This is a genomic window from Streptomyces similanensis (assembly GCF_039543625.1).
In the GTDB taxonomy this organism is placed as follows: Bacteria; Actinomycetota; Actinomycetes; order Streptomycetales; family Streptomycetaceae; genus Streptomyces; species Streptomyces similanensis.
In genome coordinates, this window is record NZ_BAABKC010000101.1 from 30,578 (window position 1) to 52,054 (window position 21,477).

The window sequence follows — 21,477 nt, forward strand, 5'->3', positions numbered from 1 at the left end:
CGGGTGGCGTAGCGCCGCCGCCGCCCTGGTAATGGTCAGGGTAAGTCGCGTGTCGCGCTTCGGGGGCGCAGGAGCGGCCGCATCCCTGCCCTGGAGCCCAGATGACCACCCGCTCTTCACCACCCCAGTCCGGCCGGTCCGTCGTCGCCCTCACTGAGGAGGCCCCTTGGGCCGGTCCGCCCGGTGAGCCGGCGGGCGACCAGGAGGGCGAGCACGCGGACGGCGATCCGGCCCCCGGCCCGGCGCATGCCGCCGCACCCGGCCGGCCCCCGGAGGACATCCTCCGGCTCGTCACCCTCCTGGAGGAGTCCCCGGCGGTCCGCGCGGCGGTCGGCCCCCGCAGCGCCGACGAACTCGCCGAAGCCGTCGCACGGCTCACCCGCGACCCCTCCCGGGAGCCGCACTCCCGGCAGCGGCCGTTCCCGCCGGGCGAGGAGCCGATGACAGGCCCGGCCGGGTACGCCGCCACGGACGCCCGCGCGGCCGGGGCCGCCGTGCCCGGCCGCGCGGACCGCACCGGCGCCACCGGTCCCGACGACCGCACCGCACCGCCGCACGAAGCGGAGGCGTTGCCCCTCCCGGGCGCCGGCGCGTTCGGCCGGGCGGCCGCGCGCCTCGCCTTCTGGCCCGGCTGGGTCGCCGCCGCCGCGCTCGTGGTGTGCGCCGCCGCTCACTTCCCGCTGCACCGGGAGGGCGCGCCGCCGCTCGTCTACGGGCTCGCCCTCGCGGCGTCCGCGCTGTGCGCGGCGCTGGCCGTCGCGCTGGTGCTGCGGGCCGGGGTGGTGGTGCTGGTCGCCGGCTCGGTCGTACCGGCGGTGCTGGCGGGGCTCGGCTACGTCGAGGGCCGGTTCGCGCCGCGCGAGCTGTCGCACGCTCTGTCGGTCACGGTGGCCCCGCCGGCCGGCGCGGGCCTCACCGCCGTGTGCGCCTCGCTGGCCTCGCTCGCCGCGCTCTCCCTGCTGCTGATGGTGCACATCGCCGAACGGCACCCCACCCCCCAGCCCGGCGACTGAGCCCGGCGCGCGAGGAAGGACCAGCGGTTCCTCCGGCCGGCCGGCGGTGCGACCGTCAGCCGGCCAGTGCGCCGATCACCTTGTCCGGCGTCAGCGGCAGCTCGCGGAAGCGGACCCCGGTGGCGTGGTGGACGGCGTTGCCGACGGCGGCCGCGGCGCCCACGATGCCGATCTCGCCGATCCCCTTGCTCCCCATCGGGTTGAGGTGGCCGTCCTCCTCGTCGATCCAGTGCGCCTCGATCGCCGGCACGTCCGCGTGCGCGGGCACGTGGTACGAGGCGAGGTCCGGCTCGGCGAAGTCGCCGAAGGCGGGGTCCATCGTGCTGCTCTCGGTGAGCGCCATGCCGAGCCCCATGATCATGCCGCCGACGAACTGGGAGCGCGCGGTGCGCGGGTTGAGGATCCGACCCGCGGCGAACACGCCCAGCATCCGGCGCACCCGCACCTCGCCGGTCACCGTGTCCACGCTCACCTCGGCGAAGTGCGCCCCGAACGCGTGGCGCGCGTACGAGCTCTCCGCGTCGGCCTGGCCGGCCGTGTCCGCGCGGGCGCTGAGCCCGGACCCGGGCGGCGGACCCGCGTGGTCGGCCAGGCGCGCCGCCAGCCGCACGCACGCCTCGTGCACGGCCCAGCCCCAGGACGCAGTCCCGGACGAGCCGCCGGCCAGCGACGCCGCAGGCAGGTCGCTGTCGCCCACCTCGGTGCGCACCCGCTCCAGCGGCACGCCGAGCGCGTCCGCCGCCACCTGGGCGAGCACGGTACGCGCCCCGGTGCCGATGTCGGTGGCGTTGATCCGCACCTCGAACGTGCCGTCCGGCAGCGCCCGCGCCTGGGCGGTGGACGGCTGCACCAGCACCGGGTAGGTGGCCGCGGCCACGCCCGTGCCGATGAGCAGCGGCCCCTGCGCGCGCGAGCGCGGCCGCGGGTCGCGCCGCGCCCAGTCGAAGCGCCGCGCGCCCTCACGCAGGCACTCCACGAGGTGGCGGCTGCTGAACGGCTTGCCGCTGTCCGGTTCCCGCTCCGGCTCGTTGGCGACGCGCAGCTCCACCGGGTCCATCCCGAGCGCCTCGGCCAGCTCGTCCATCGCCGACTCCAGCGCGTACATGCCGGGGCACTCGCCCGGCGCCCGCATCCAGGAGGGGGAGGGCACGTCGAGCCGCACCACGCGGTGGGCGGTGAGGCTGTCGGGCACGGCGTACATGACGCGGGCCGGGACCGCGGCCTGCTCCACGAACTCCTTGACGCGCGAGGTGCACGTGGCCACCTCGTGGGTCAGCGAGGCCAGGCGGCCGTCGGACCCGGCGGCCAGCCGGAGCCGGTGCAGGGTGGGCGCGCGGTGCCCGACCACGGCCGGCAGGTAGCGGCGGGGGAGGGCGACGGTGACGGGCCGGCCGGTCTCCCGGGCGGCCATCACGGCCAGCACCACGTCGGGGCGCGCGGTGCCCTTGGAGCCGAAGCCGCCGCCTACGTGCTCGGAGAAGACGGTGATGTGCTCGGCCGGCAGCTCGAACATCGCGGCGAGCGCGTCGCGCACATCGCTGCCGCCCTGGCTGGAGGTGTACACCGTCAGCCGGTCCGCGTTCCACCGCGCCGTACTGCTGTGCGGCTCCATGGGGTGGTTGTGCAGCGGCGGGACGCGGTAGGCGACGTCGACGCGGACGTCGGCGGCGTCGTAGGACTTCTCGGGGTGTCCGTGCTCGCGGCGGCCCGGGTGGCCGCCGTTGGCGGTCTCCGGCTCGTAGGCGTCCGGGTGGTCCGGCGTCAGCGTGACGTCGTACGGCTCCTCGGCGTACGCGACGCGGACGGCCGCGGCGCCGGCCCGCGCCGTCTCCAGGGAATCGGCCACCACCAGGGCGACGAACCAGCCACGGTGCGGCACGTCCGGGTTCTGGAGGACGGCGAGGATCGGGTCGTCGGGCTCGGCGATCCGCGGGGCGTTCTCGTGGGTGAGCACGGCGCACACGCCCGGCATCGCCAGGGCCGCCGTCGCGTCGATCGCCGTCACCCGGCCCCGGGCGATGGCGGCCGGCACTGGCCAGGCCTGCGCCCGGCCGGGCAGCGGGTGCTCGGCGGCGTAGCGGGCGCCGCCGGTGACCTTCAGGCGCCCCTCACGGCGCTCGGCGGGAGCGCCCAGCGCGGTTGCGGTGGCGGCCATGGAGTCCTCCTGTGATGTGACGGACCGGGTCCTGGACCCGGGGGGAGCGGGGGAGGGGCGCGCGGGCGTCAGGCGCCGTCGGCCGCCGCGAGCCGGGTCAGGACGTCCACGGCGAGCGCGCGGGCGAGCGGGACCTTGTAGCCGTTGTCCCGCAGCGGCCGGGCCGCGGCCAGCTCCCGGTCGACGGCCTGTTCGAACGCGGCGGCGGTGGCGGGGCCGCCGAGCAGCGCCTCCTCGGCCCGCGCCGCCCGCCAGGGCCGGTGGGCCAGCGCGCCGAAGGCGATGCCGGCGTGCTCGACCGTGCCGTCCGACACCCGCAGCACCACCGCCACCGAGGCGAGGGCGAAGGCGTACGACGCACGGTCGCGGGCCTTGCGGTAGGCGGAGGGGAGCCCCGCGGCCGCGCCCGGCAGCAGCACGCCGGTGATCAGCTCGCCGGGGCGGATCTCGGTGTCCTGCTGCGGGCGGTCCCCGGGCAGCCGGTGGAACGCGGCCGCCGGGACGCTGCGCGCGCCCTGTTCGCCGTGCAGTTCCACGCGCGCGTCCAGGGCGGCCAGCGCCACCGCCATGTCCGACGGGTGGGTGGCGATGCACTGGTCGGACCAGCCGAGGACCGCGTGGTCGCGGTGCACGCCCTCGCGGGCCCCGCAGCCGGTGCCGGGCTCCCGCTTGTTGCAGGGCTTGGACAGGTCCTGGAAGTACTGGCAGCGGGTGCGCTGGAGCAGGTTGCCGCCGGTCGTCGCCGCGTTGCGCAGCTGGCCGGAGGCGCCCGCGAGCAGCGCCTGCGAGAGCACCGGGTAGCGGTCGCGGACCAGCGGGTGCGCCGCGAGGTCGCTGTTGCGGACCAGGGCGCCCACCCGCAGCGAACCGTCCGGCAGCTCCTCCACCTCATCCAGCGGCAGCCGGTTGACGTCCACCAGGCAGGACGGCTCCTCCACGCCCAGCTTCATCAGGTCCACGAGGTTGGTGCCGCCGCCGAGGTAGCGGGCGCCGGGGTGCGCGGCGAACGCCTCGGCGGCCTCCTCGACGGTGGTGGCGCGGACGTAGCCCAGGGGGTTCACCGGATCACGTCCTCGACGGCCTCGACGATGCGCGGGTAGGCGCCGCACCGGCACAGGTTGCCGCTGAGCCGTTCGCGGATCTCGTCCGCGTCCAGCGGGACGGGCCGGCCGGAGGGCGCGGCGGGGTCGGTGACGTGCGAGGGGTGCCCGGCGGCGGCCTCGGCGAGCGCCGCGACGGCCGAGCAGATCTGGCCGGGTGTGCAGTAGCCGCACTGGAAGGCGTCCCGCTCCAGGAAGGCCTGCTGGAGCGGGTGCAGCTCCTCGCCGTCGCCCGCCAGGCCCTCCACGGTGGTCACCTCGCAGCCGTCCAGGGCGACCGCCAGCTGGAGGCAGCTGTTGACCCGGCGCCCGTCGACCAGGACCGTGCAGGCGCCGCACTGCCCGTGGTCGCAGCCCTTCTTCGCCCCGGTCAGGTCCAGGTCGTCGCGCAGGACGTCCAGCAGGACGCGCCGGTTGTCGAGGACGAGCGTATGGGGCTTGCCGTTGACGCGGAGCGTCGTCCCGGAACGGTGAGTATCGCTGTCCATGGCGTGGATGACCTTCCCCGACGTGCCGTGCCGTGCGTGTGCACACCGCGTATCCAGCCTGCGGCGGCTGACACGTGCCGACGTCACGGCACGCCGGAGTCCCGCCCGGTTCAGTCCTTGGGCGGGCGGGGGGCGGAGCCGTCCGGACCGGGAGCGGACGCCTTGTCCTGAGCGGCGGGCGGCGGGTCCTGCGGCGCGGGCGGCAGCGGCGGCGGGTCGGCCGGCGGAGCCTGCGGCACGGAACCGGGCCGCAGGGACATGGCCGTGCCCCGGAGCCGTCCGAATCCGCGCGCCAGCTGCTGGAACGGCGACCCGGCGCCGGCCCGGGCCGGCTTCCGGGCGGGCGGCGAGCCCTGGGCCCCGGCGGCCTCCCGGTAGCCGGCGAGGGCCTCGTTGGCCCGCTCGGCGGCCTCGCGGTACAGGTCGCGGGACTTGGTCATCGCGTCCAGCGCCTCGGCGTACATGGCGACCAGTTCCCGCGCGCGGGCCAGCTCCTCCTCCATGGTCATCAGGCGCCACTGCTCGCGCAGCGCGGTCAGCGCCGCCTCCGCGCCGTCCGGCAGGGGCAGCGCCAGCGCGGCGAACCGGGTGACCGCGCCGAGGACCTCCGCCGGTTCGGAGCCGTCCAGGAAGACGCTGCGCACGGAGAACTCCTCCGCGTCGTAGCCGGCGCCGGCCGCGGCGCCCGGCAGGACGACCGCGCCGCCGCGGGGCACCCGGGCGCCGAAGTCGTCCAGCACCCAGTTGACGGCCCGCAGGCGGTGCGGCGCCGCGCGGTGCTCCACCACCCGGTGCCGCAGGCCCTCGGGCAGCAGCCGCACCAGCGCCTGCCGGCCGCGCTCGTCGGGCGTCATGGCCTCGTGCACGACGAGGTGGACGCACCAGGTGTCCCGCACCGCGTGCCGCAGCACCCGCCGCAGCTCCTTGTCGTCCTCCGGCAGCGGATCGGCCTGCCCGAGCCGCGCTCCGGTGCCGGCCTCGTGGCCCCAGGCGGAGTCCGGCTCCTGCGGCCAGAACATCGCCGCGGGGGAGGGCCACCGGGGGGCCCAGGGCTGCTCCGCCTCGGCGATCAGCACCCACTCCTGGTCCAGGGCGGCGCCGCGCGGCGGCGACAGGGCCAGCCGGGCGCGTACGGTCACCTCGCCGGGCGCCAGCCAGCGGGCCTCGAACACGTGCTCGCCGCCGGGTCGGGTGCCGTCCGGTTCGAGATGGCTGTGCAGGACGCCCTCGGCCGTCAGCTGCTCCAGCCGACGCCGTACGGCGTCCGCCGCTGCCGGGCCGGTGTGGCGGCCACGGGCCGGCCACACCGTGGGCGGCGCCGCGGGACGGGGAGAGGAGGAGTTCGACATGGGCCAATCTGCGGGCGGGGACGGCGTACGACTGCCAGTATCACGGTAGCGGATCATGATCGGTCGCCCGGGGTCGCGCGCCCCGGTGTCCGCGCCGCGTCGCGTCCCGGGCGGCCCGGCCGCCGGGGGCCCGCCCCCGCCCGCCGGGCCGCGTCCGGGGTCAGCCGGACTGGGCGGTGGAGCCGCCGCTCTTGACCAGCTTGTCGGTCACGTCCGCGGTGTCGGCGGCGGCCGGCGGCGTCACCTCGACGTCTGTGCCGAAGTCGGAGAACTTCAGCACCGTGGTGCTCGTCACCCGGGTGTTCTCCTTGCCCGGCGTCCGCTGCGCCAGGGGCTTCAGGCTCATCCGCACGCTCTCCTGCCGCATCCGGCCCTGGTCGTCCAGCCACAGGTCCACCGGCAGCTTCGTGCTGCCGAGCTGGCGGCTCAGCTCCTGGGCCTGGGCGGTGTCGCCCTTGGCCAGCGCCGACACGGGCACGGTCACCCGGTAGTGGGTGGTGGCCGCGCCGTCCACCGTCTCCTCCCCGATCCGGGTGACGTCGCCGGGCCGCACGCTCTTGACGTAGCCGATCGGCTCGGCCGGGTCGGAGGCGTCGGTGCGGCCGGCGGAGCCGGAGCGGGCCAGGCGCTTCAGGTCGATCCGCATCCAGCTCTTGCCGCCGGGCAGCTCGGCCCGCCGGGAGCCGGACGGCTTCTGGTAGAGGACGCCGTCGACGACCCGCTGCTCGATCCGGTTGCCCTGCGAGGTCACGGTCATCGTGCTGGCGCCGTCCTTGAGGTCCACGACGCCGTTCCCGTGCGCCGTGACCTTCTGCCCCTCGGTGACGGCCTCGCTGGTGACGGTCATCCGCGCGCTGTCGGCGGCGACGGTCTTGCGGTAGGCGTCCTGGACGGCCCGCGCCTTCGGGGTCGCGCTCGACCCCGCGCCGGCGGCGCCGTCCTTGTCCGCCCCGCCGCCGGAGTCGTTGCCGCAGGCGCTCACCCCTAACACCAGGCCGAGCGTGGCGAGGGCGGTGGCGATCCTTGCTCGCGACACGGTGGTTCTCCTCCCGAGTGGGTTCGTCGGTGTCTGTTCGGTTCGTCCCTGCTTCCCCGTCCGGACCCGCTCACGCCCGCCCCGGCGAGAGCGGGTCCGGACACGGAACGAGCCGTGCCCCGGGAGGGGGCACGGCTCGTTCCGTACGGCGGTTGCGCCGGCCGTGCGGCCTCAGCCGCCCTCGTCCATGCGCCGCTGGTCCTGCTCGTCCCAGGCGCGGGTGTCGCGGGGCTCCACGTACGGCTCCTCGTCCGCCGGGTGCCCGCCGTCGATGACGCGCTGGCGCGCCATCTCCGCGTCGAACTCCAGACCCAGCAGGATGGCGAGGTTGGTCACCCACAGCCACACCAGGAAGATGATCACGCCGGCCAGCGCGCCGTACGTCTTGTTGTACGAGCTGAAGTTGGCGACGTAGAAGGCGAAGCCGGCCGAGGCCGCCAGCCAGATCACCAGGGCGACCACACTGCCGGGGGTGATCCAGCGGAAGCCGCGGATCTTGGCGTTCGGGGTGGCCCAGTACAGCAGCGCGATCATCATCGTGACCAGGACGACCAGGACCGGCCACTTCGCGATGGACCACGCGGTCACTCCCGCGTCGCCGAGGCCGAGCGCGGTGCCCGCCTGCCGGGCGAGGCCGCCGGTGAAGACCACGATCAGCGCGCTGGCCACGGCGAGCAGCATCAGGGCGACGGTCAGCGCCACCCGCAGCGGCAGCACCTTCCACACCGGACGGCCCTCGGGGACGTCGTAGACGGCGTTGGCCGAGCGGATGAACGCGGCGACGTAGCCGGACGCCGACCAGACCGCGCCGAGCACACCGACCACCGCCAGCACCGAGCCCAGGCCGGCGCTGCCCTGCAACTGGTGCACCGCGTTCACGATGATGTCCCGCGCCGGGCCCGGCGCGAGCTTCTGGAGGTTGTCCAGGACCCGCTGGGTGGCGGAGTGACCGGCGATGCCGAGCAGCGAGACCAGCACGAGCAGCGCGGGGAACAGGGCCAGCACGCCGTAGTACGTGAGGGCGGCGGCCCGGTCGGTCAGTTCGTCGTCCTTGAACTCCGCGACGACCCGCCGCATCACCGCGAGCCAGGAGCGGCCGCGCAGCTCCGTGGGCGAGTCGGGGGCGTCCCGCTCGGTCGCCGCGTCCGGCCCGAACTCCTCGGGCGACTTCTCCCGCGCGTCCGGCGCCTGGTGCGCGCCGCTCCCGCGCTCCTGCCCGTCGTCCTCGTCGCGCACGGTGTCCTCACCGTGCTTACGGGCGTCCTTGCCGGTGGAGTGGTCCCGGTGACCGGGAAGGTGCAGACGGTTCATGCACTCCGGGTGTCCGCCCAGCGCCCAAACACGCGTGACGGACACCGGCGTCTTCCACCGGAACGGCGCCCCGCGGGACCCGCGGCCCGGGGGCGGCGCGGGCCCCGGGAGGCTACGCGCCGCTGGCGCGCAGCATGCCCTCGCGTTCGACGATCTTCACCCGTTCGCGGCCCTGCGGTTCGCCCAGGGCCTTCTCCGCGGCGTCCAGGCGGTACCAGCCCTCCCAGGTGGTGTAGCGGACCGCGCGCTCGGCGAGGAACGCGTCGACCGCCTCCGGGTCGGGCGAGGACGGCGTGTGCAGGCGGCCGTTCGCGTGGTCGTCCAGCAGGTTGGCGACCGTCTCGTTGGCGTCGCCCTTGGTGTGGCCGATCAGGCCGATGGGGCCGCGCCGGATCCAGCCGGTGACGTACGTCGACGGAACGTGCTCGCCGGTCTCCCCGATGACCCGGCCGCCCTCGTCGGGAACCGTGCCCGACGCCTCGTCCCAGGGCAGCTTCGGCAGCCGGTCGGAGAGGTAGCCGACGGCGCGGTAGACCGCGGTGACGTCCCAGTCCTTGAAGGCGCCGGTGCCCTTGACGTTGCCGGTGCCGTCCAGCTCCGTGCGCTCGGTGCGCAGGCCGGTCACCCTGCCGTCCTCGCCGAGGATCTCGGCCGGGGACTCGAAGAAGTGCAGGAACAGCCTGTGCGGCCGGTCGCCGACGTCGCGGATCGCCCAGTTCTCCAGGGTCTTGGCCACCATGTCGGCCTGCTTGTTGCCGCGCCGGGTGGCGATCGAGCCCTCGTCGTAGTCGATGTCCTCGGGGTCGACGATGACCTCGATGGTGGGGGAGTGGTCCAGCTCCCGCAGCTCCATCGGGCTGAACTTCGCCTGCGCGGGACCGCGCCGGCCGAACACGTGGATCTCCAGGGCCTCGTTGGCCTTCAGGCCGTCGTACACGTTCGGCGGGATCTCGGTGGGCAGCAGTTCGTCGGCGGTCTTCGCCAGGACGCGGGCCACGTCGAGGGCGACGTTGCCGACGCCGAGCACGGCGACCTTGCGGGCCGTCAGCGGCCAGGTGCGCGGCACGTCCGGGTGCCCGTCGTACCAGGAGACGAAGTCGGCCGCGCCGTAGGAGCCGTCGAGGTCGACGCCGGGTATCGGCAGCGCCCGGTCGGCGGTGGCGCCGGTGGAGAAGATCACCGCGTCGTAGAACGCGCGCAGGTCGTCCAGACCGATGTCGCCCGGGTAGTCGACGTTGCCGAACAGCCGGATCTGCGGCTTGTCGAGCACCTGGTGGAGGGCGGTGACGATGCCCTTGATCCGGGGGTGGTCGGGAGCGACGCCGTAGCGGATCAGACCGAACGGCGCCGGCATCCTTTCGAAGAGGTCGATGGACACACCGGGTTCGGCGGCCACGCCGGATTTGAGCAGGGCGTCGGCGGCGTAGATGCCGGCGGGGCCGGCTCCGACGATGGCTACCCGCAGGGGGCGCGGCATGATCAGGTTCCCTTCGAGCGATGGGCGACTCGTCCGCAACCCTAAGCTAAGGCAAGCCTTAGTTGGTACCGGGGTCCCGTCTATGAGGTCATAAGGCGGGGTTATGGGTTCTCAAAGGGGTGGTGATGGCCGTGTGGAACGTCCTCGTCCGGGGCGCCGCGCGCGGCACGGCAGGACGGGACGGCCCGGGTCGGGCATGGTGGACGTGTGATCGGACTGGCCGCGTGCTTCGCCCTCCTCGGAGCCGCCAGCAACGCCGTCGGCACGGCCTGCCAGCGCAAGGCCGCCGCCACCGTACCCGCCGGCGGCGGACTGCGGCTGCTGTTCGCCCTCGCCCGGCACCCGGTCTGGCTGGCCGGCATCGCCGGTGTGGTGTGCTCCGCCATGTTCCAGGCGCTCGCGCTGGTCAACGGACCGATGGCGCTGGTGCAGCCGCTGTTCATCATGGAACTGCCGTTCGCCCTGTTCGTCGCCGGCCTGCTCATGCGCCGGGGGCTGCCGGCCGCCGGCTGGTGGGCCGTGGGCGGCATGGTGGGCGGCCTGGCCATGGTCCTGATCGCCGCCGATCCCTCCGGCTCCCACGACCAGGCGCCCATGGTGCGCTGGATCCCCGCGCTGGCCGTGGGCCTCGGGGTGATGGCCACGGCGGTCGCCCTGGCCCGCGCCTCGGGCTCGTCGCTGTTCCGGGCCGCCGTGCTGGCCGGGGCCGCGGCCACCGGCAACGCCCTGACCGCCGCCATGCTGAAGTCCGCCAGCGCCACCCTGGAGACCGACGGCCTCACCGCCTTCCTCACCACCTGGCAGACGTACGGGTTCGCCGTCCTCGGCATCGCCTCGCTGGTGCTGCTGGAGAACGCCCTCCAGGCCGGCTCGCTCGCCGCCTCCCAGCCGGCGCTGACCATCGGCGACGCGACGGTGAGCCTGCTGCTGGGCGTCCTGCTGTTCGGGGAGCACATCCGCACCGGCGTCTGGCTGCTCCCCGAACTGCTGGGCGCCGGCCTCATCCTGTGGGGCGTCCTGCGCCTGACCCGGGTCGTCCCGCACGCCCAGCAGACCCTCGCCGGCGAGGAGGCGCCCGCCCCCGCATCCGGCGTGTCGCCCCAACTCGCCCGGCCCGAGCGGTCGGACGGTCATACCGACGGCGGTGCGGGGTAACCGCCTGCGCATGACTACTGAGGTGGCTCCTTCCCCGTCGGGCGCGTCGGCAGCGGGCCGGCTGCGCCGCCTGCACGACGTGTACGCGGCCGGCACGGGCCTGTGGACCGTGTCACTGTTCGCCGCGGTCCTCGGCCACGACGCCGACGTACGGCAGGTCCTCGTCCTGCTCGCCCTGCTGGCGTCCTTCGGCGCCATGTGGCTGTGGTCGGCCTGGCGGCTGTGGACGGAGCACCCCGGCGGACGCTCGCCGCGCCGTTCGGCCTAACCCCGGCCGCCGGCCCGGACCGTGGGGTGTGAAGGTGGACGCATCGGCGTGAGACGGGGCAAGCAGGACACCGGGCGCTGCCGGGCCCTCCCGCGCCGCGCCGGACGCGAGCCCCGCGCCTCCCGCCGGCCGCGCCGCGACCGCGGGACGAGTCGAAGTCGAAGGAGTCCACGGCCATGACGGACGTATCCAGCAGGGGGGCCGCCCCGGGCGGCGATCGGAAGGTCCTCACCAACCGGCAGGGCCACCCTGTCCACGACAACCAGAACCAGCGCACCGTCGGCGCCCGCGGCCCGGCCACGCTGGAGAACTACCAGTTCCTGGAGAAGATCAGCCACTTCGACCGCGAACGCATCCCGGAGCGCGTGGTGCACGCCCGGGGCGTGACAGCGTACGGCTACTTCGAGGCGTACGGCACCTGGGGCGACGAGCCCATCGGCCGCTACACCCGGGCCAAGCTGTTCCAGGAGCGCGGCCGGCGCACCGACCTCGCGGTCCGCTTCTCCACCGTGATCGGCGGCCGGGACTCCTCCGAAGCCGCCCGCGACCCGCGCGGCTTCGCGGTGAAGTTCTACACCGAGGACGGCAACTGGGACCTGGTCGGCAACAACCTCGGCGTCTTCTTCATCCGGGACGCCATCAAGTTCCCCGACGTCATCCACGCCCTCAAGCCCGACCCGGTGACCTTCGAGCAGCAGCCCCGCCGGATCTTCGACTTCATGTCGCAGACCCCCGAGTCCATGCACATGCTGGTCAACCTGTTCAGCCCGCGCGGCATCCCCGCCGACTACCGGCACATGCAGGGCTTCGGCGTCAACACCTACAAGTGGGTGGACGAGGAGGGCCGCACCGTCCTGGTCAAGTACCACTGGATGCCCAAGCAGGGCGTGCGCAGCATGACCGAGGAGGACGCCGCCCACGTCCAGGCGGACTCCCTCGGCCACGCCACCAAGGACCTGTACGAGGCCATCGAGCGCGGCGAGTACCCCGAGTGGGAACTGCTCGTGCAGATGATGGACGACCACGACCACCCGGAGCTGGACTTCGACCCGCTGGACGACACCAAGACCTGGCCCGAGCAGGACTTCCCGCTCCGCCCGGTCGGCCGGATGGTGCTCGACCGGATGCCGGAGAACTACTTCGCCGAGAACGAGCAGATCTCCTTCGGCACCGGCGTGCTCGTCGACGGCCTCGACTTCTCCGACGACAAGATGCTCGTCGGCCGGACCTTCTCCTACAGCGACACCCAGCGCTACCGGGTCGGCCCCAACTACCTCCAGCTCCCGGTCAACCAGCCGAAGAGCGCCCCGGTGCGCACCAACCAGCGCGACGGGCAGATGACCTACCACATCGACGGCGGCGGGGCGAACCCGATCGTCAACTACGAGCCGTCGATCACCGGCGGCCTCCAGGAGGCCCCGCTCCCGCGCCACGACGAACAGGGCCCCGAGATCCGCGGCCGGCTGACCCGCAGGCGGATCGCGCGCGCCAACGACTACCTCCAGGCCGGCCAGCGCTACCAGCTGATGGAGGACTGGGAGCGCGACGACCTGGTGAAGAACTTCACCGGCCTGCTCTCCCAGTGCGACCGCCCGGTGCGCGAGCGGATGGTGTGGCACTTCCTGCTGGTCGACAACGACCTCGGGCTGCGGGTCGGCAAGGGGCTGGGCATCTCGCCCGAGGACGTGGCCCGGCTGGAGCCGCTGGCCGGGCAGGACCTCACGGACGAGGACCGCAAGCGCCTCGCCAACCTCGGCAAGAACCCGCCGCGCGACGTCGAGGGCCTCACGATGACCCACTGCGTCCCCGACGAGCGGCACGTCGTGACCCGCTGACCCCGCGCGGGCCGGGAGACGGCACGCGAAAGGGCCGGACGCCGCCCACCTCCCCAGGAACGGCGGCGTCCGGCCCTCGACTCGGGCCCGGGGCTCAGCGCGTGGTCAGCAGACCCTGGCGCAGCCGCGCCAGCAGGCGGTTGAGCAGACGCGAGACGTGCATCTGGGAGATGCCGAGACGCTCGCCGATCTGCGCCTGGGTCATCTCCTCCACGAACCGCATGTGGATGATCTGCCGGTCGCGCTCGTCCAGCTCGGCCAGCAGCGGGGCCAGGCTGTGGACGTCCTCGACCAGCTCCATCGCCATGTCCTCGGCGCCGATGAAGTCGGCCAGCACGCTCTCGCCGTCCTCGCTGCCGCTCACCGCGGCGTCCAGCGAGGCGGAGGTGTAGCCGTTGGAGGCCACCATCGCGTCGACGACCTCGCTCTCCGGGAGGTTCATCAGCTCGGCCAGCTCCTTGGTGCTGGGCTTGCGGCCCAGCCGGCTGCTCAGCTCCTCGGTCGCCTTGGCCAGCTCGACGCGCGCCTCCTGGAGCCGCCGCGGCACGTGCACGGCCCACGAGGTGTCCCGGAAGAAGCGCTTGATCTCGCCCACGATGTACGGCACGGCGAACGAGGTGAACTCCACCTCACGGGCCAGCTCGAACCGGTCGATCGCCTTGATCAGCCCGATCATGCCGACCTGGACGATGTCCTCCATCTCCTGCGGACCCCGGCTGCGGAAGCGGCCGGCCGCGTAGCGGACCAGGGACATGTTCATCTCGATCAGCGTGTTGCGGGCGTACTGGTACTCGTGCGTGCCCTCTTCAAGATTCGCCAGCCGGTCGAAGAACACCCGCGACAGTGCCCGCGCGTCGGTCGGCGCGACCTTGGAGGGGTCGGCCACCTCCGGCAGCTCCGTCCGAGCCCCAGTCGCCTTCACCTCTGTGATCACCGCCATCGTGCGGTCCTCCTCTGCCAGCCTGTACGTCGTGCCTGCCTGGTCCGCCCGTGATCGCGGGGTGGACTCCGCAGCGTCTACCCCCATCGGGAAACCTCACACCCATTATTTCCCGGCGATCCGAGAATCGGTCCGCCAGGTCTGTCCGGCGCGTGCCGGGGTAGGCGCACGACGACACATGAGCACCGTGCCGCGCCCCGGAATCCGGGGCGCGGCGCCGCAGGGACAGGGGGTTGGGATGAGACGTCTGGTCCATCGCCTCGGCGGCCGGTCGCCGCGCGAGCGGGCGGCACGGCAGGCCCGGCACGTACGGGCGCAACTGGGCGTCGCGGCCGACATCGCCATCACGGCCCGGCGCCGCGCCCTCGCCGATCAGCCGCCCGCCGCGGAGCCCGGCCGCGGACGGCGTCCCGCGCGCGGGCGGGTCACCGTCGACGACGTCCTGGAGTACGCCCGCCAGCACTTCGGGCTGGCGGCGGTGCCGCGCGAGAAGGCGGCCGCCGTGCTGCGCGCCCGCTACGAGCTGCGCGGCGGACGGCGCGACCTGGACACCGACGCCTACACGCTCTGACGCCCCCCGAGCGACGCCCCCGCGCGCCGGGCGGCGCCTCGCACCGGGCGGCGCCTACCCCCTCTGACCGGTGCCGTGTCCCGCCTCCGGCAGCCGCAGCCGTGCGCCCTGCCGGGCCAGCTCCTGCTGCACCAGGGCGTGCGGCACCTCGCGCGGAGCGCGCCCGAGCCGCCCGGCCAGCGCGGCGCAGACCCCCGCCGCCTGGCCGGTGGCCATCGCGATGGGCATCACCCGGTACGACGAGTGCGCCACGTGCGAGCCGGAGATGCAGCGCCCGGCGACCAGCAGCCGGTCCGTTCCCGCCGGCAGCAGACAGCGCAGCGGGATGTCGTAGAACCGGCCCCGCGGAACGCGCCGGATCACGGTGCCGGCGCCCTCCGGGTTGTGGATGTCGATGGGGTAGGCGCCGTGCGCGACGACGTCCGGGAAGGACCGGGCGTCCAGGATGTCGTAGCCGGTCAGCCGGTAGTCGCCCATGACCCGGCGGGTCTCGCGCACCCCGATCTGGGTGCCGCTCTGCACGGCGTACGCCGTCTCGAACCCGGGCACCCGCGAGCGCAGGAACCGGTCGATCTCGGCCAGCTGACGGCGCGCCGTCCACTCGGCCCGGCTCAGGTCCCACACGTCGATGCCGAGCGCGCCGGTGACGCGGGTGCTGTTGACGGCCACCTCGTGCGGATGCGGGGTGCCGAAGAACAGGACGTCCTCGCGCGGCAGCCGCAGCTCGCCCGCCTCCGTCGCCTCCCGGACCAGGTCCCACAGCCCGTGCACGCCGCGCCACTGGTCGGGGTGGTCGTGGACGTACCGGCTGAAGTGCTCCTGGGCGAAGTCGGCCATCCGGAACATCAGCGTCATCGGCTGGACCCGCCCGTCCTCCGAGCGCCCCACCTCGAACGGCGCCCCGCAGGCGGCGGCCACGTCGCCGTCGCCGGTGCCGTCCACGACGACGCCCGCGTCGATCACCACCGGGCCCGACTTCGTCTCGAAGACCACCCGCCAGCCGTCCTGAAGCGGCAGCGCGCTCGACGCGAAGGAGTGGAACAGCAGCCGCACCCCGGCCTCGTCCATCAGGTCCAGCAGGACCAGCTTGAACAGCTCCGGGTCGAACGGGACGGTGTAGCCCGTCCCCAGGGACGGCGGCACGCAGCCCCCGCACGCGGCGAGCCGGTCGAGCAGCCGCCACAGGAAGCCCGCCACCACCGGTTCGCCCTCGCCGTGGTCGGTGGGCAGCAACCGGTCCCGGGCGGCGTCGTCGCCGAACACCGCCTGCTTGTGCTCGTTGTGGAACGACATCAGGGGCATTACCAGCGCCACGGTGGCGTTGCCGCCGAGGAACGCGTACCGCTCCACCAGGGTCACCTCGGCGCCGGCCTCGGCCGCCGCCCACGCCGCGGCGGTCCCGGCCGGGCCGCCGCCCACCACCAGCACGTCGGTGCGTCCGGCGTGCTGGGCGGTACGCGGCGGGAGGGTCACGGTGCGGGGCCGCTCGGGCCGGGGCAGGACGGGCATCAGTCCTCCCGCCCGACGCCACCGCCGCGTTCCGCGCCCTCCGGGGCCTGCGCGAACCCGTGGGCGACCGGCACGACGGCGCCCGTGCCGCCCGGACCGCCCGGACCGCCGCCGGGCTCGGCGGGGGCGGCGGGGGCGGTGGCATCGGAGCCTTCGGGATCTTCGGAGCCTTCAGGGCTTGCGGCGAGCCCCGAAGTGCTCCGCGCCGGCCGGGCCGTGCCGTCCGCCGACCGGGCCGTGCCGTCCGCGGGACCGGCGGCAGCGTCGGCGGAGCCTGCCGCGCCCTCGCTGGAGCGCGCCGCGCCCTCGGCGAAGTCCACCGCGCCTTCGGTGGAACCGACCGTGTCTTCGGCGGAGCCTGCCGTGTCTTCGGCGGAGCCTGCCGCCTCCTCGGTGGGACCGGCGGTGTCGTGGACGCGGCCGGGCGCCTTCCCGGCCGGCTCGGCCGCCGCACCGGCAGACCTTGCCGCCTCCCCGGTGAGGCCGCCGGCGTCGCCGGGCGGCACAGGGGCGGCGCCGTCCGCGCGGCGGTCCATGTCGTCCAGCAGCGCCCCGCACCGCGCACAGGTCTCCGCGGCCAGCTCGCGCAGCTCGCGCACCCGCGTGCCGAGGTCCACCCGGCGCTGCGGGAACTCGTCCCACAGCCGGTCGACCTCCGCCAGCAGCAGCCCGACCTGCTCGCGGGCCACGCCGACCAGCGCCGGCGCGCCCAGCCGGCGGGCGAAGTCGAACACCTTCCCGGCGTACGGCAGCGGCAGCACCGGCAGCCCGGAGAGCGCCGCGAAGATCAGGAAGTGCAGCCGCATGCCCACCACCAGGTCCAGGTGGCTCATCAGACCCAGCACCTGCCCGGGCGTATAGGCGCTGTGCAGGATCCGGCCCCGGTCCGGCGCGCTCATCCGGGACAGCACCGCGTGGGCGTGCCGCACATCGTGGCGTTCCATCGGCATGAACACCACATGCGCGTCCAGCCGTCGTACTAGGAAGTCGGCCACGTCGGCGAGGAGCGCGTGGTAGTCGCCCTCGTCCAGCTTCTCCGCCGCCCGCCCCGGCTCGCGCACCGACATCCCCACCAGCCGGGCGTGCGCCGGCACGCCCTCCTGACGCATCATCTCCGCGGTGAACGGCTCGGGCGGCAGCAGCAGCGCCGGGTCCGCGGTGACCACGAGGTCCCGCTCGACGCCCACCTCCTCCAGGACGAGCCGCGACTCCTGGTCGCGCACCACCACCTCGTCCATGTCGGCCAGTACCGTGCGCACCGCCTCCCGGTCGTCGCTCTCGCGCAGCGGGCCCGCGCCGACCGCGTAGGCGAAGGTGCGCACCCCGTGCGTCTGCGCCGTGCGCACCAGCTTCAGATAGCGCCGCGCCTCGCCGTCGTAGAGGATGCCGCCGCCGCCGAGCACCAGCAGGTCGAGCCCGGCCAGCACGTCGGTGACCTGCCGGTACGGCACGCCCTCCCAGGGCACCACCTCGTCGGCCATGGGCTGGTGCGCGCGGGTGTGCTCGGCGTCCCGGCTGAAGACGATCAGCCGGGCCCCGGGCCGGTGGCCGCGCAGACAGCCCAGGACGCACTGGAGGATGGCTTCGTCGCCGATGTTGTAGCCGCCGTAGGAGCCGAGCAGGCCGATGCGCGGGGCCCCCGGGCCGGGCGGCCGGTGCTGTGAGGTGGTCATCCGGAACTCCGGTTGCGTGCGGGCGGAGGTGACTGCGCGGACAGTCCCGGGCGGGTGCGCGGGCCGAGTTGCCTTCACCTGACGAGGAAAACACCTCGGCGGCGGTCCGGCAGCCGCTGCCTGTCCGGTCGGGGGCCGCCCGCCCGGCGACGGGCGACCCCCGACCAGGTCAGCGGAGTGTGGCGCGGTCGGCGTGCGGGAGCAGCCGGGCGTGCTGCCCGCGGGGGCAGTGGACCAGCCGCTCGGCCAGCCCCAGCCGGCGCGCCTCGGTCAGGAAGTCGCCGAGCGGGGAGCGGAAGACGCGGTAGTCGTCGTAGTGCACGGGCAGCACCCGCCCGGGGTCGAGACGGCGGGCGAGTTCGGCGCCCTCGGCCCCGTCCATGGTGACCACGAAGCCGCCCGGCAGCCGGGTGCCGCCCAGGTGCAGCACGGCCACGTCGGCGGCGGGGAAGCGGCGGCCGATCTCGTCCAGGCCGTCGTACAGCAGGGTGTCGCCCGACAGGTACAGCCGCTGGCGCACCGGTCCGCCGGTCGGGCCGAACTCCAGCATGGCGCCCATCACCGGCGGCAGCATCCGCCGCGGCACCGGTCGCAGCGCGTGCCGGCCGGGCAGCGCCGTCACCCGCACCTGCGAGCCGCCGCGCCGGAAGACGCCGCTCTCCCAGGTGCGCAGCCCGCCCGCCCGGCGAAACCCCTGCCGGGCGCTCAGCCGCCGGGCGGCGTGCGGGGTGGTGGCGATCGGCACCGAACGGTCCAGGCCCCGCCGGGCCCGCCGGTCCCAGTGGTCGCCGTGCAGATGGGACAGGACCACCGCGTCCAGGCGGGGCAGTTCGCCCACGTCGAGGGCCGGTTCGGTGACGCGCCGGCTCACCAGCCCGTACCCGAGGTGCGCCGCCTCGCCGCGGTGCAGGAAGTTGGGGTCGGTGAGCAGGGTGAGGTCGCCGTAGCGCAGCAGGACCGTCGCGGTGCCGATGAAGTGCAGGTCGAGGGCGTCGTCGAAGGCGGCCATGGGGCTCCTTGCCCGACGGGCGGGGCCCGTCTCGGGTGTGCGTGCCGCGGGGCCGGAGGCGTACGCCGTCCGGACCCGTGCGGAGTACCCGTCCCGGCCCGCACGCATACGCCGCACGCCGTCCCGGCCCGCGCGCTTACGCCACATGCGGTCCCGGCCCGCGCGCTTACGTCGCACCGCGTCCCGGCCCGTCCGGGCCGGCTCCGGCAGCCGCCGTCACCCGCTGTCACCCGCCGTGGCTACGGCGGGCCGGCCTGCCCCGGCCGCAGGGCCACCTCGGCGATGACCAGTTTGCCGTCGGGCCCGGCGACGGTGTCCAGCGCGCGGCTGCACGCCCGCACCAGGAACAGCCCGTGCCCGCCCACCCGCGTGCCGTCGCGCTCGTTGACCAGCGGCACCGACGGGGAGGTGTCCCAGACGGTGATGCCGAGCCGCGCCCGGTCCGCGGACAGCTCCAGCAGCAGGCCGCACGGCCCCGGCGCGTGCCGCAGCGCGTTGCCGACCAGCTCGCTCACCACCAGTTGGGCGTCCTGTTCGGCCCGGCTGGTGACCGAGGCGTGGGCGGTGCGCGCCGCCAGGGCGAGGAACGCGTGCACGGCCCGCCGCGCGTCGGCGGTACGGGCGGCCCCGGCCACCCACGCGGCGCCGTAGCGCAACGCGGCGGCGGGCCGCATCCGCTCGGCGGCGGGCCGGCTGCGCGTGCGCTCGTCCGGCGCCTTGTTACCCGGAGGGGTGATCATAGGAGTACCGTTTTGTGCCGCTCGTCGTGGTTCGTGCTCTCTGACCTCGCTACGGCTACCCGGTGTTCGCCGTCCGAAGCCGACCGGACGGGCGAGGCGCCGGGCGGCCGCCCGAAGTGGCCGCGGCCGCCGGGAGCGACGATCGTGTGGGGGAGACGTTCGTGTGGTCGAGGCGTTCCGCCCGGCCCCTCGGGGGAACGCGCCACTTCGGCGCACAGCCGAGACGGCCGGTGCGTGCTCGGGCCGCGACCGGGAGGAGCGTGCGTGAACAGCGAAGCGCGGCCGGACGGCCCCGGCGGCCGGCCGGAGGCCGCCCCCGACCCCAGGCGCTGGAAGGCCCTGTGGGTCACCCTGGCGACGGGGTTCATGAGCCTGCTCGACGTGACGATCGTGGCCGTGGCCCTGCCGTCGATGCAGCGCGACCTCGGCGCCTCGGCGGCCGCCGTGCAGTGGGTGGTGTCCGGATACGCCCTGGCGTTCGCCCTGGTCCTGGTCCCGGCCGGGCGGCTGGGCGACGCGATGGGCCGGCGCCGGATCTTCCTGTGCGCGCTGGCCGGCTTCGTGATCTGCAGCGCCGCGGCCGGCGCCGCGCCCACGATCGGGTGGCTGGTGGCCGCCCGGCTCGCGCAGGGCGCCTGCGCCGGGTGCCTGGCGCCGCAGAACTCCGCGCTGATCCAGCAGATGTTCCGCGGCGCGGAACGCGGCCGGGCCTTCGGCCTCTTCGGCGGCACGGTGGGCGTCTCCAGCGCCGTGGGACCCGTCACCGGCGGACTCATCCTGGCCCTCGCCCACGGCACCCAGGGCTGGCGCTGGATCTTCTACGTCAACGTGCCCGTCGGGGCGCTGGCGCTGCTGCTCGGGCTGCGGCTGCTGCCCCGGGTGGCCCCCGGCCGCCGCGAACGGCTCGACCTGCCGGGCGTGACCCTGCTGGGCGTGGGGGTGCTCGCCCTGATGCTGCCGCTGGTGTTCGCCGAGAGCGGCGGACTGAGCCGGCTGTGGTGGCTGTTCCCGGTGGGCGTGGCGCTGCTGGCCGCCTTCGCATGCTGGGAGGCGCGGGTCGCCGCCCGCGACGGCCAGCCGCTGCTGGACCCGCGACTGCTCACCAGCACCCGCGGCTACGCCGCCGGCACGGCGCTCGGCACGCTCTACTTCGTGGGCTTCAGCGGGGTGTGGCTGGTGTTCGCGCTGTTCTTCCAGAACGGCCTCGGCTACGAGCCGTTGCGCTCCGGCCTCGCGGTGACGCCGTTCGCGATCGGCTCGGCCGCCGGCGCGGTGGTGTCCGGACGGCTGGTGGAGCGCATGGGACGGCTGCTCACCCTGTGCGGGCTCATCGGGGTGATCGCGGGCCTCGGCGCCGCCGCCTGGATCATGTGGTCCGCGCCCACCGGCGTCATGACCTGGCTCGCCGCGCCCGCCCTGTTCGTCGGCGGGCTGGGCAGCGGCTGCGTGATCTCCCCGAACGTCACGATGACCCTGCGCGACGTGCCGGTGCGGATGGCCGGGGCGGCCGGCGGCGCCCTGCAGACCGGGCAGCGCCTGGGCGGCGCGATCGGCACGGCGGCCCTGCCGGGCCTGTTCTACACCGTGCTCGCCGCCTCCGGCCGCGACTACCGCGAGGCGGTGGCGCTGTCGGTGGGCGCGGCCCTGGTGGCGATACTGGCGGCCCTCGCGGTCGCGGTCGCCGACTGGCGCCACGACCACGTCCACGGGCCCCCGGACCGGCCCGACCGCTCCGACGACCGCTCCCAGGACCGCCCCGCGCCCGCCCACCGCCCGGAGCGCGAGCACCGGGCGGCCGAAGGAGGCGCGACCCGGCTCCACGGGGGATGACCCGACCGGATCCGGACG

At 75.0% G+C, this 21,477-nt stretch carries 17 protein-coding genes and 1 pseudogene; 6 read left to right on the forward strand and 12 right to left on the reverse strand.

Annotation, left to right across the window (positions count from 1 at the left end):
* The first annotated feature begins 101 nt into the window (after positions 1 to 101).
* Positions 102 to 1,013, forward strand: coding sequence for a hypothetical protein (locus tag ABEB07_RS29920; protein WP_345671199.1), 912 nt, complete (start codon positions 102 to 104; stop codon positions 1,011 to 1,013).
* A gap of 55 nt (positions 1,014 to 1,068) precedes the next feature.
* On the opposite strand, the gene ABEB07_RS29925 is transcribed toward ABEB07_RS29920, so the two are convergent.
* The 7 genes from ABEB07_RS29925 to ABEB07_RS29955 form a co-directional block, all read right to left on the reverse strand.
* Positions 1,069 to 3,168 (reverse strand): xanthine dehydrogenase family protein molybdopterin-binding subunit, encoded by a 2,100-nt coding sequence (locus ABEB07_RS29925; RefSeq protein ID WP_345671200.1) that lies wholly within the window; start codon positions 3,166 to 3,168, stop codon positions 1,069 to 1,071.
* 68 nt (positions 3,169 to 3,236) lie between these two features.
* Positions 3,237 to 4,229, reverse strand: coding sequence for an FAD binding domain-containing protein (locus ABEB07_RS29930; RefSeq protein ID WP_176147850.1), 993 nt, complete (start codon positions 4,227 to 4,229; stop codon positions 3,237 to 3,239).
* Positions 4,226 to 4,756, reverse strand: a complete 531-nt coding sequence (locus ABEB07_RS29935; RefSeq protein WP_164589493.1) for a 2Fe-2S iron-sulfur cluster-binding protein — start codon at positions 4,754 to 4,756, stop codon at positions 4,226 to 4,228. The genes ABEB07_RS29930 and ABEB07_RS29935 overlap by 4 nt, the downstream gene beginning before the upstream one ends.
* 110 nt (positions 4,757 to 4,866) lie before the next feature.
* Positions 4,867 to 6,105, reverse strand: a complete 1,239-nt coding sequence (locus ABEB07_RS29940; RefSeq protein ID WP_345671202.1) for a hypothetical protein — start codon at positions 6,103 to 6,105, stop codon at positions 4,867 to 4,869.
* Positions 6,106 to 6,265: 160 nt separating this feature from the next.
* Positions 6,266 to 7,141, reverse strand: a complete 876-nt coding sequence (locus ABEB07_RS29945; RefSeq protein WP_345671203.1) for a LolA-like protein — start codon at positions 7,139 to 7,141, stop codon at positions 6,266 to 6,268.
* A 171-nt stretch (positions 7,142 to 7,312) separates the two neighbouring features.
* Complete coding sequence (locus ABEB07_RS29950; RefSeq protein ID WP_345671204.1) at positions 7,313 to 8,452, reverse strand: YihY/virulence factor BrkB family protein; 1,140 nt, start codon at positions 8,450 to 8,452, stop codon at positions 7,313 to 7,315.
* 112 nt (positions 8,453 to 8,564) lie between these two features.
* A complete protein-coding gene (locus ABEB07_RS29955; RefSeq protein ID WP_345671205.1) occupies positions 8,565 to 9,929 on the reverse strand; it encodes an FAD-dependent oxidoreductase in 1,365 nt (454 codons plus the stop codon).
* A 207-nt stretch (positions 9,930 to 10,136) separates the two neighbouring features.
* On the opposite strand from ABEB07_RS29955, the gene ABEB07_RS29960 reads away from it, so the two are divergent.
* From ABEB07_RS29960 to ABEB07_RS29970, 3 genes are all read left to right on the forward strand, one after another.
* On the forward strand, positions 10,137 to 11,084 hold the full coding sequence (locus tag ABEB07_RS29960) for a DMT family transporter (RefSeq protein WP_345671206.1): 948 nt from the start codon (positions 10,137 to 10,139) through the stop codon (positions 11,082 to 11,084).
* A 10-nt stretch (positions 11,085 to 11,094) separates the two neighbouring features.
* Positions 11,095 to 11,352 carry a hypothetical protein gene (locus ABEB07_RS29965; RefSeq protein WP_176147844.1) on the forward strand — a complete coding sequence of 86 codons (258 nt, stop codon included), beginning with the start codon at positions 11,095 to 11,097 and terminating at the stop codon, positions 11,350 to 11,352.
* Positions 11,353 to 11,528: 176 nt separating this feature from the next.
* Positions 11,529 to 13,187 carry a catalase gene (locus ABEB07_RS29970; protein ID WP_345671207.1) on the forward strand — a complete coding sequence of 553 codons (1,659 nt, stop codon included), beginning with the start codon at positions 11,529 to 11,531 and terminating at the stop codon, positions 13,185 to 13,187.
* Between the two features lie 94 nt (positions 13,188 to 13,281).
* On the opposite strand, the gene ABEB07_RS29975 is transcribed toward ABEB07_RS29970, so the two are convergent.
* Entirely contained in the window at positions 13,282 to 14,127 is an 846-nt protein-coding gene (locus tag ABEB07_RS29975; protein WP_164587548.1) for an RNA polymerase sigma factor SigF, read from the reverse strand.
* 238 nt (positions 14,128 to 14,365) lie between these two features.
* Between ABEB07_RS29975 and ABEB07_RS29980 the strand changes: the two genes are divergently transcribed.
* Positions 14,366 to 14,698, forward strand: a complete 333-nt coding sequence (locus ABEB07_RS29980; protein ID WP_176147841.1) for a hypothetical protein — start codon at positions 14,366 to 14,368, stop codon at positions 14,696 to 14,698.
* 54 nt (positions 14,699 to 14,752) lie between these two features.
* Here the strand turns inward: ABEB07_RS29980 and ABEB07_RS29985 are convergent, their stop codons facing one another.
* The 4 genes and pseudogenes from ABEB07_RS29985 to ABEB07_RS30000 all read right to left on the reverse strand — a co-directional run bounded on the left by ABEB07_RS29985 (position 14,753) and on the right by ABEB07_RS30000 (position 19,629).
* Entirely contained in the window at positions 14,753 to 16,207 is a 1,455-nt protein-coding gene (locus ABEB07_RS29985) for an FAD-dependent oxidoreductase (RefSeq protein WP_345671209.1), read from the reverse strand.
* A gap of 535 nt (positions 16,208 to 16,742) precedes the next feature.
* Positions 16,743 to 17,880, reverse strand: a pseudogene (locus ABEB07_RS29990) (polysaccharide pyruvyl transferase family protein); the annotation flags it as partial.
* 169 nt (positions 17,881 to 18,049) lie between these two features.
* Positions 18,050 to 18,889, reverse strand: a complete 840-nt coding sequence (locus tag ABEB07_RS29995; protein WP_176147839.1) for an MBL fold metallo-hydrolase — start codon at positions 18,887 to 18,889, stop codon at positions 18,050 to 18,052.
* Between the two features lie 239 nt (positions 18,890 to 19,128).
* Positions 19,129 to 19,629, reverse strand: coding sequence for an ATP-binding protein (locus tag ABEB07_RS30000; protein WP_345671211.1), 501 nt, complete (start codon positions 19,627 to 19,629; stop codon positions 19,129 to 19,131).
* Positions 19,630 to 19,893: 264 nt separating this feature from the next.
* On the opposite strand from ABEB07_RS30000, the gene ABEB07_RS30005 reads away from it, so the two are divergent.
* Positions 19,894 to 21,459: an MFS transporter gene (locus tag ABEB07_RS30005; RefSeq protein WP_345671212.1), complete on the forward strand. Its 1,566-nt coding sequence runs from the start codon at positions 19,894 to 19,896 to the stop codon at positions 21,457 to 21,459.
* The last annotated feature ends 18 nt before the right edge of the window (positions 21,460 to 21,477 follow it).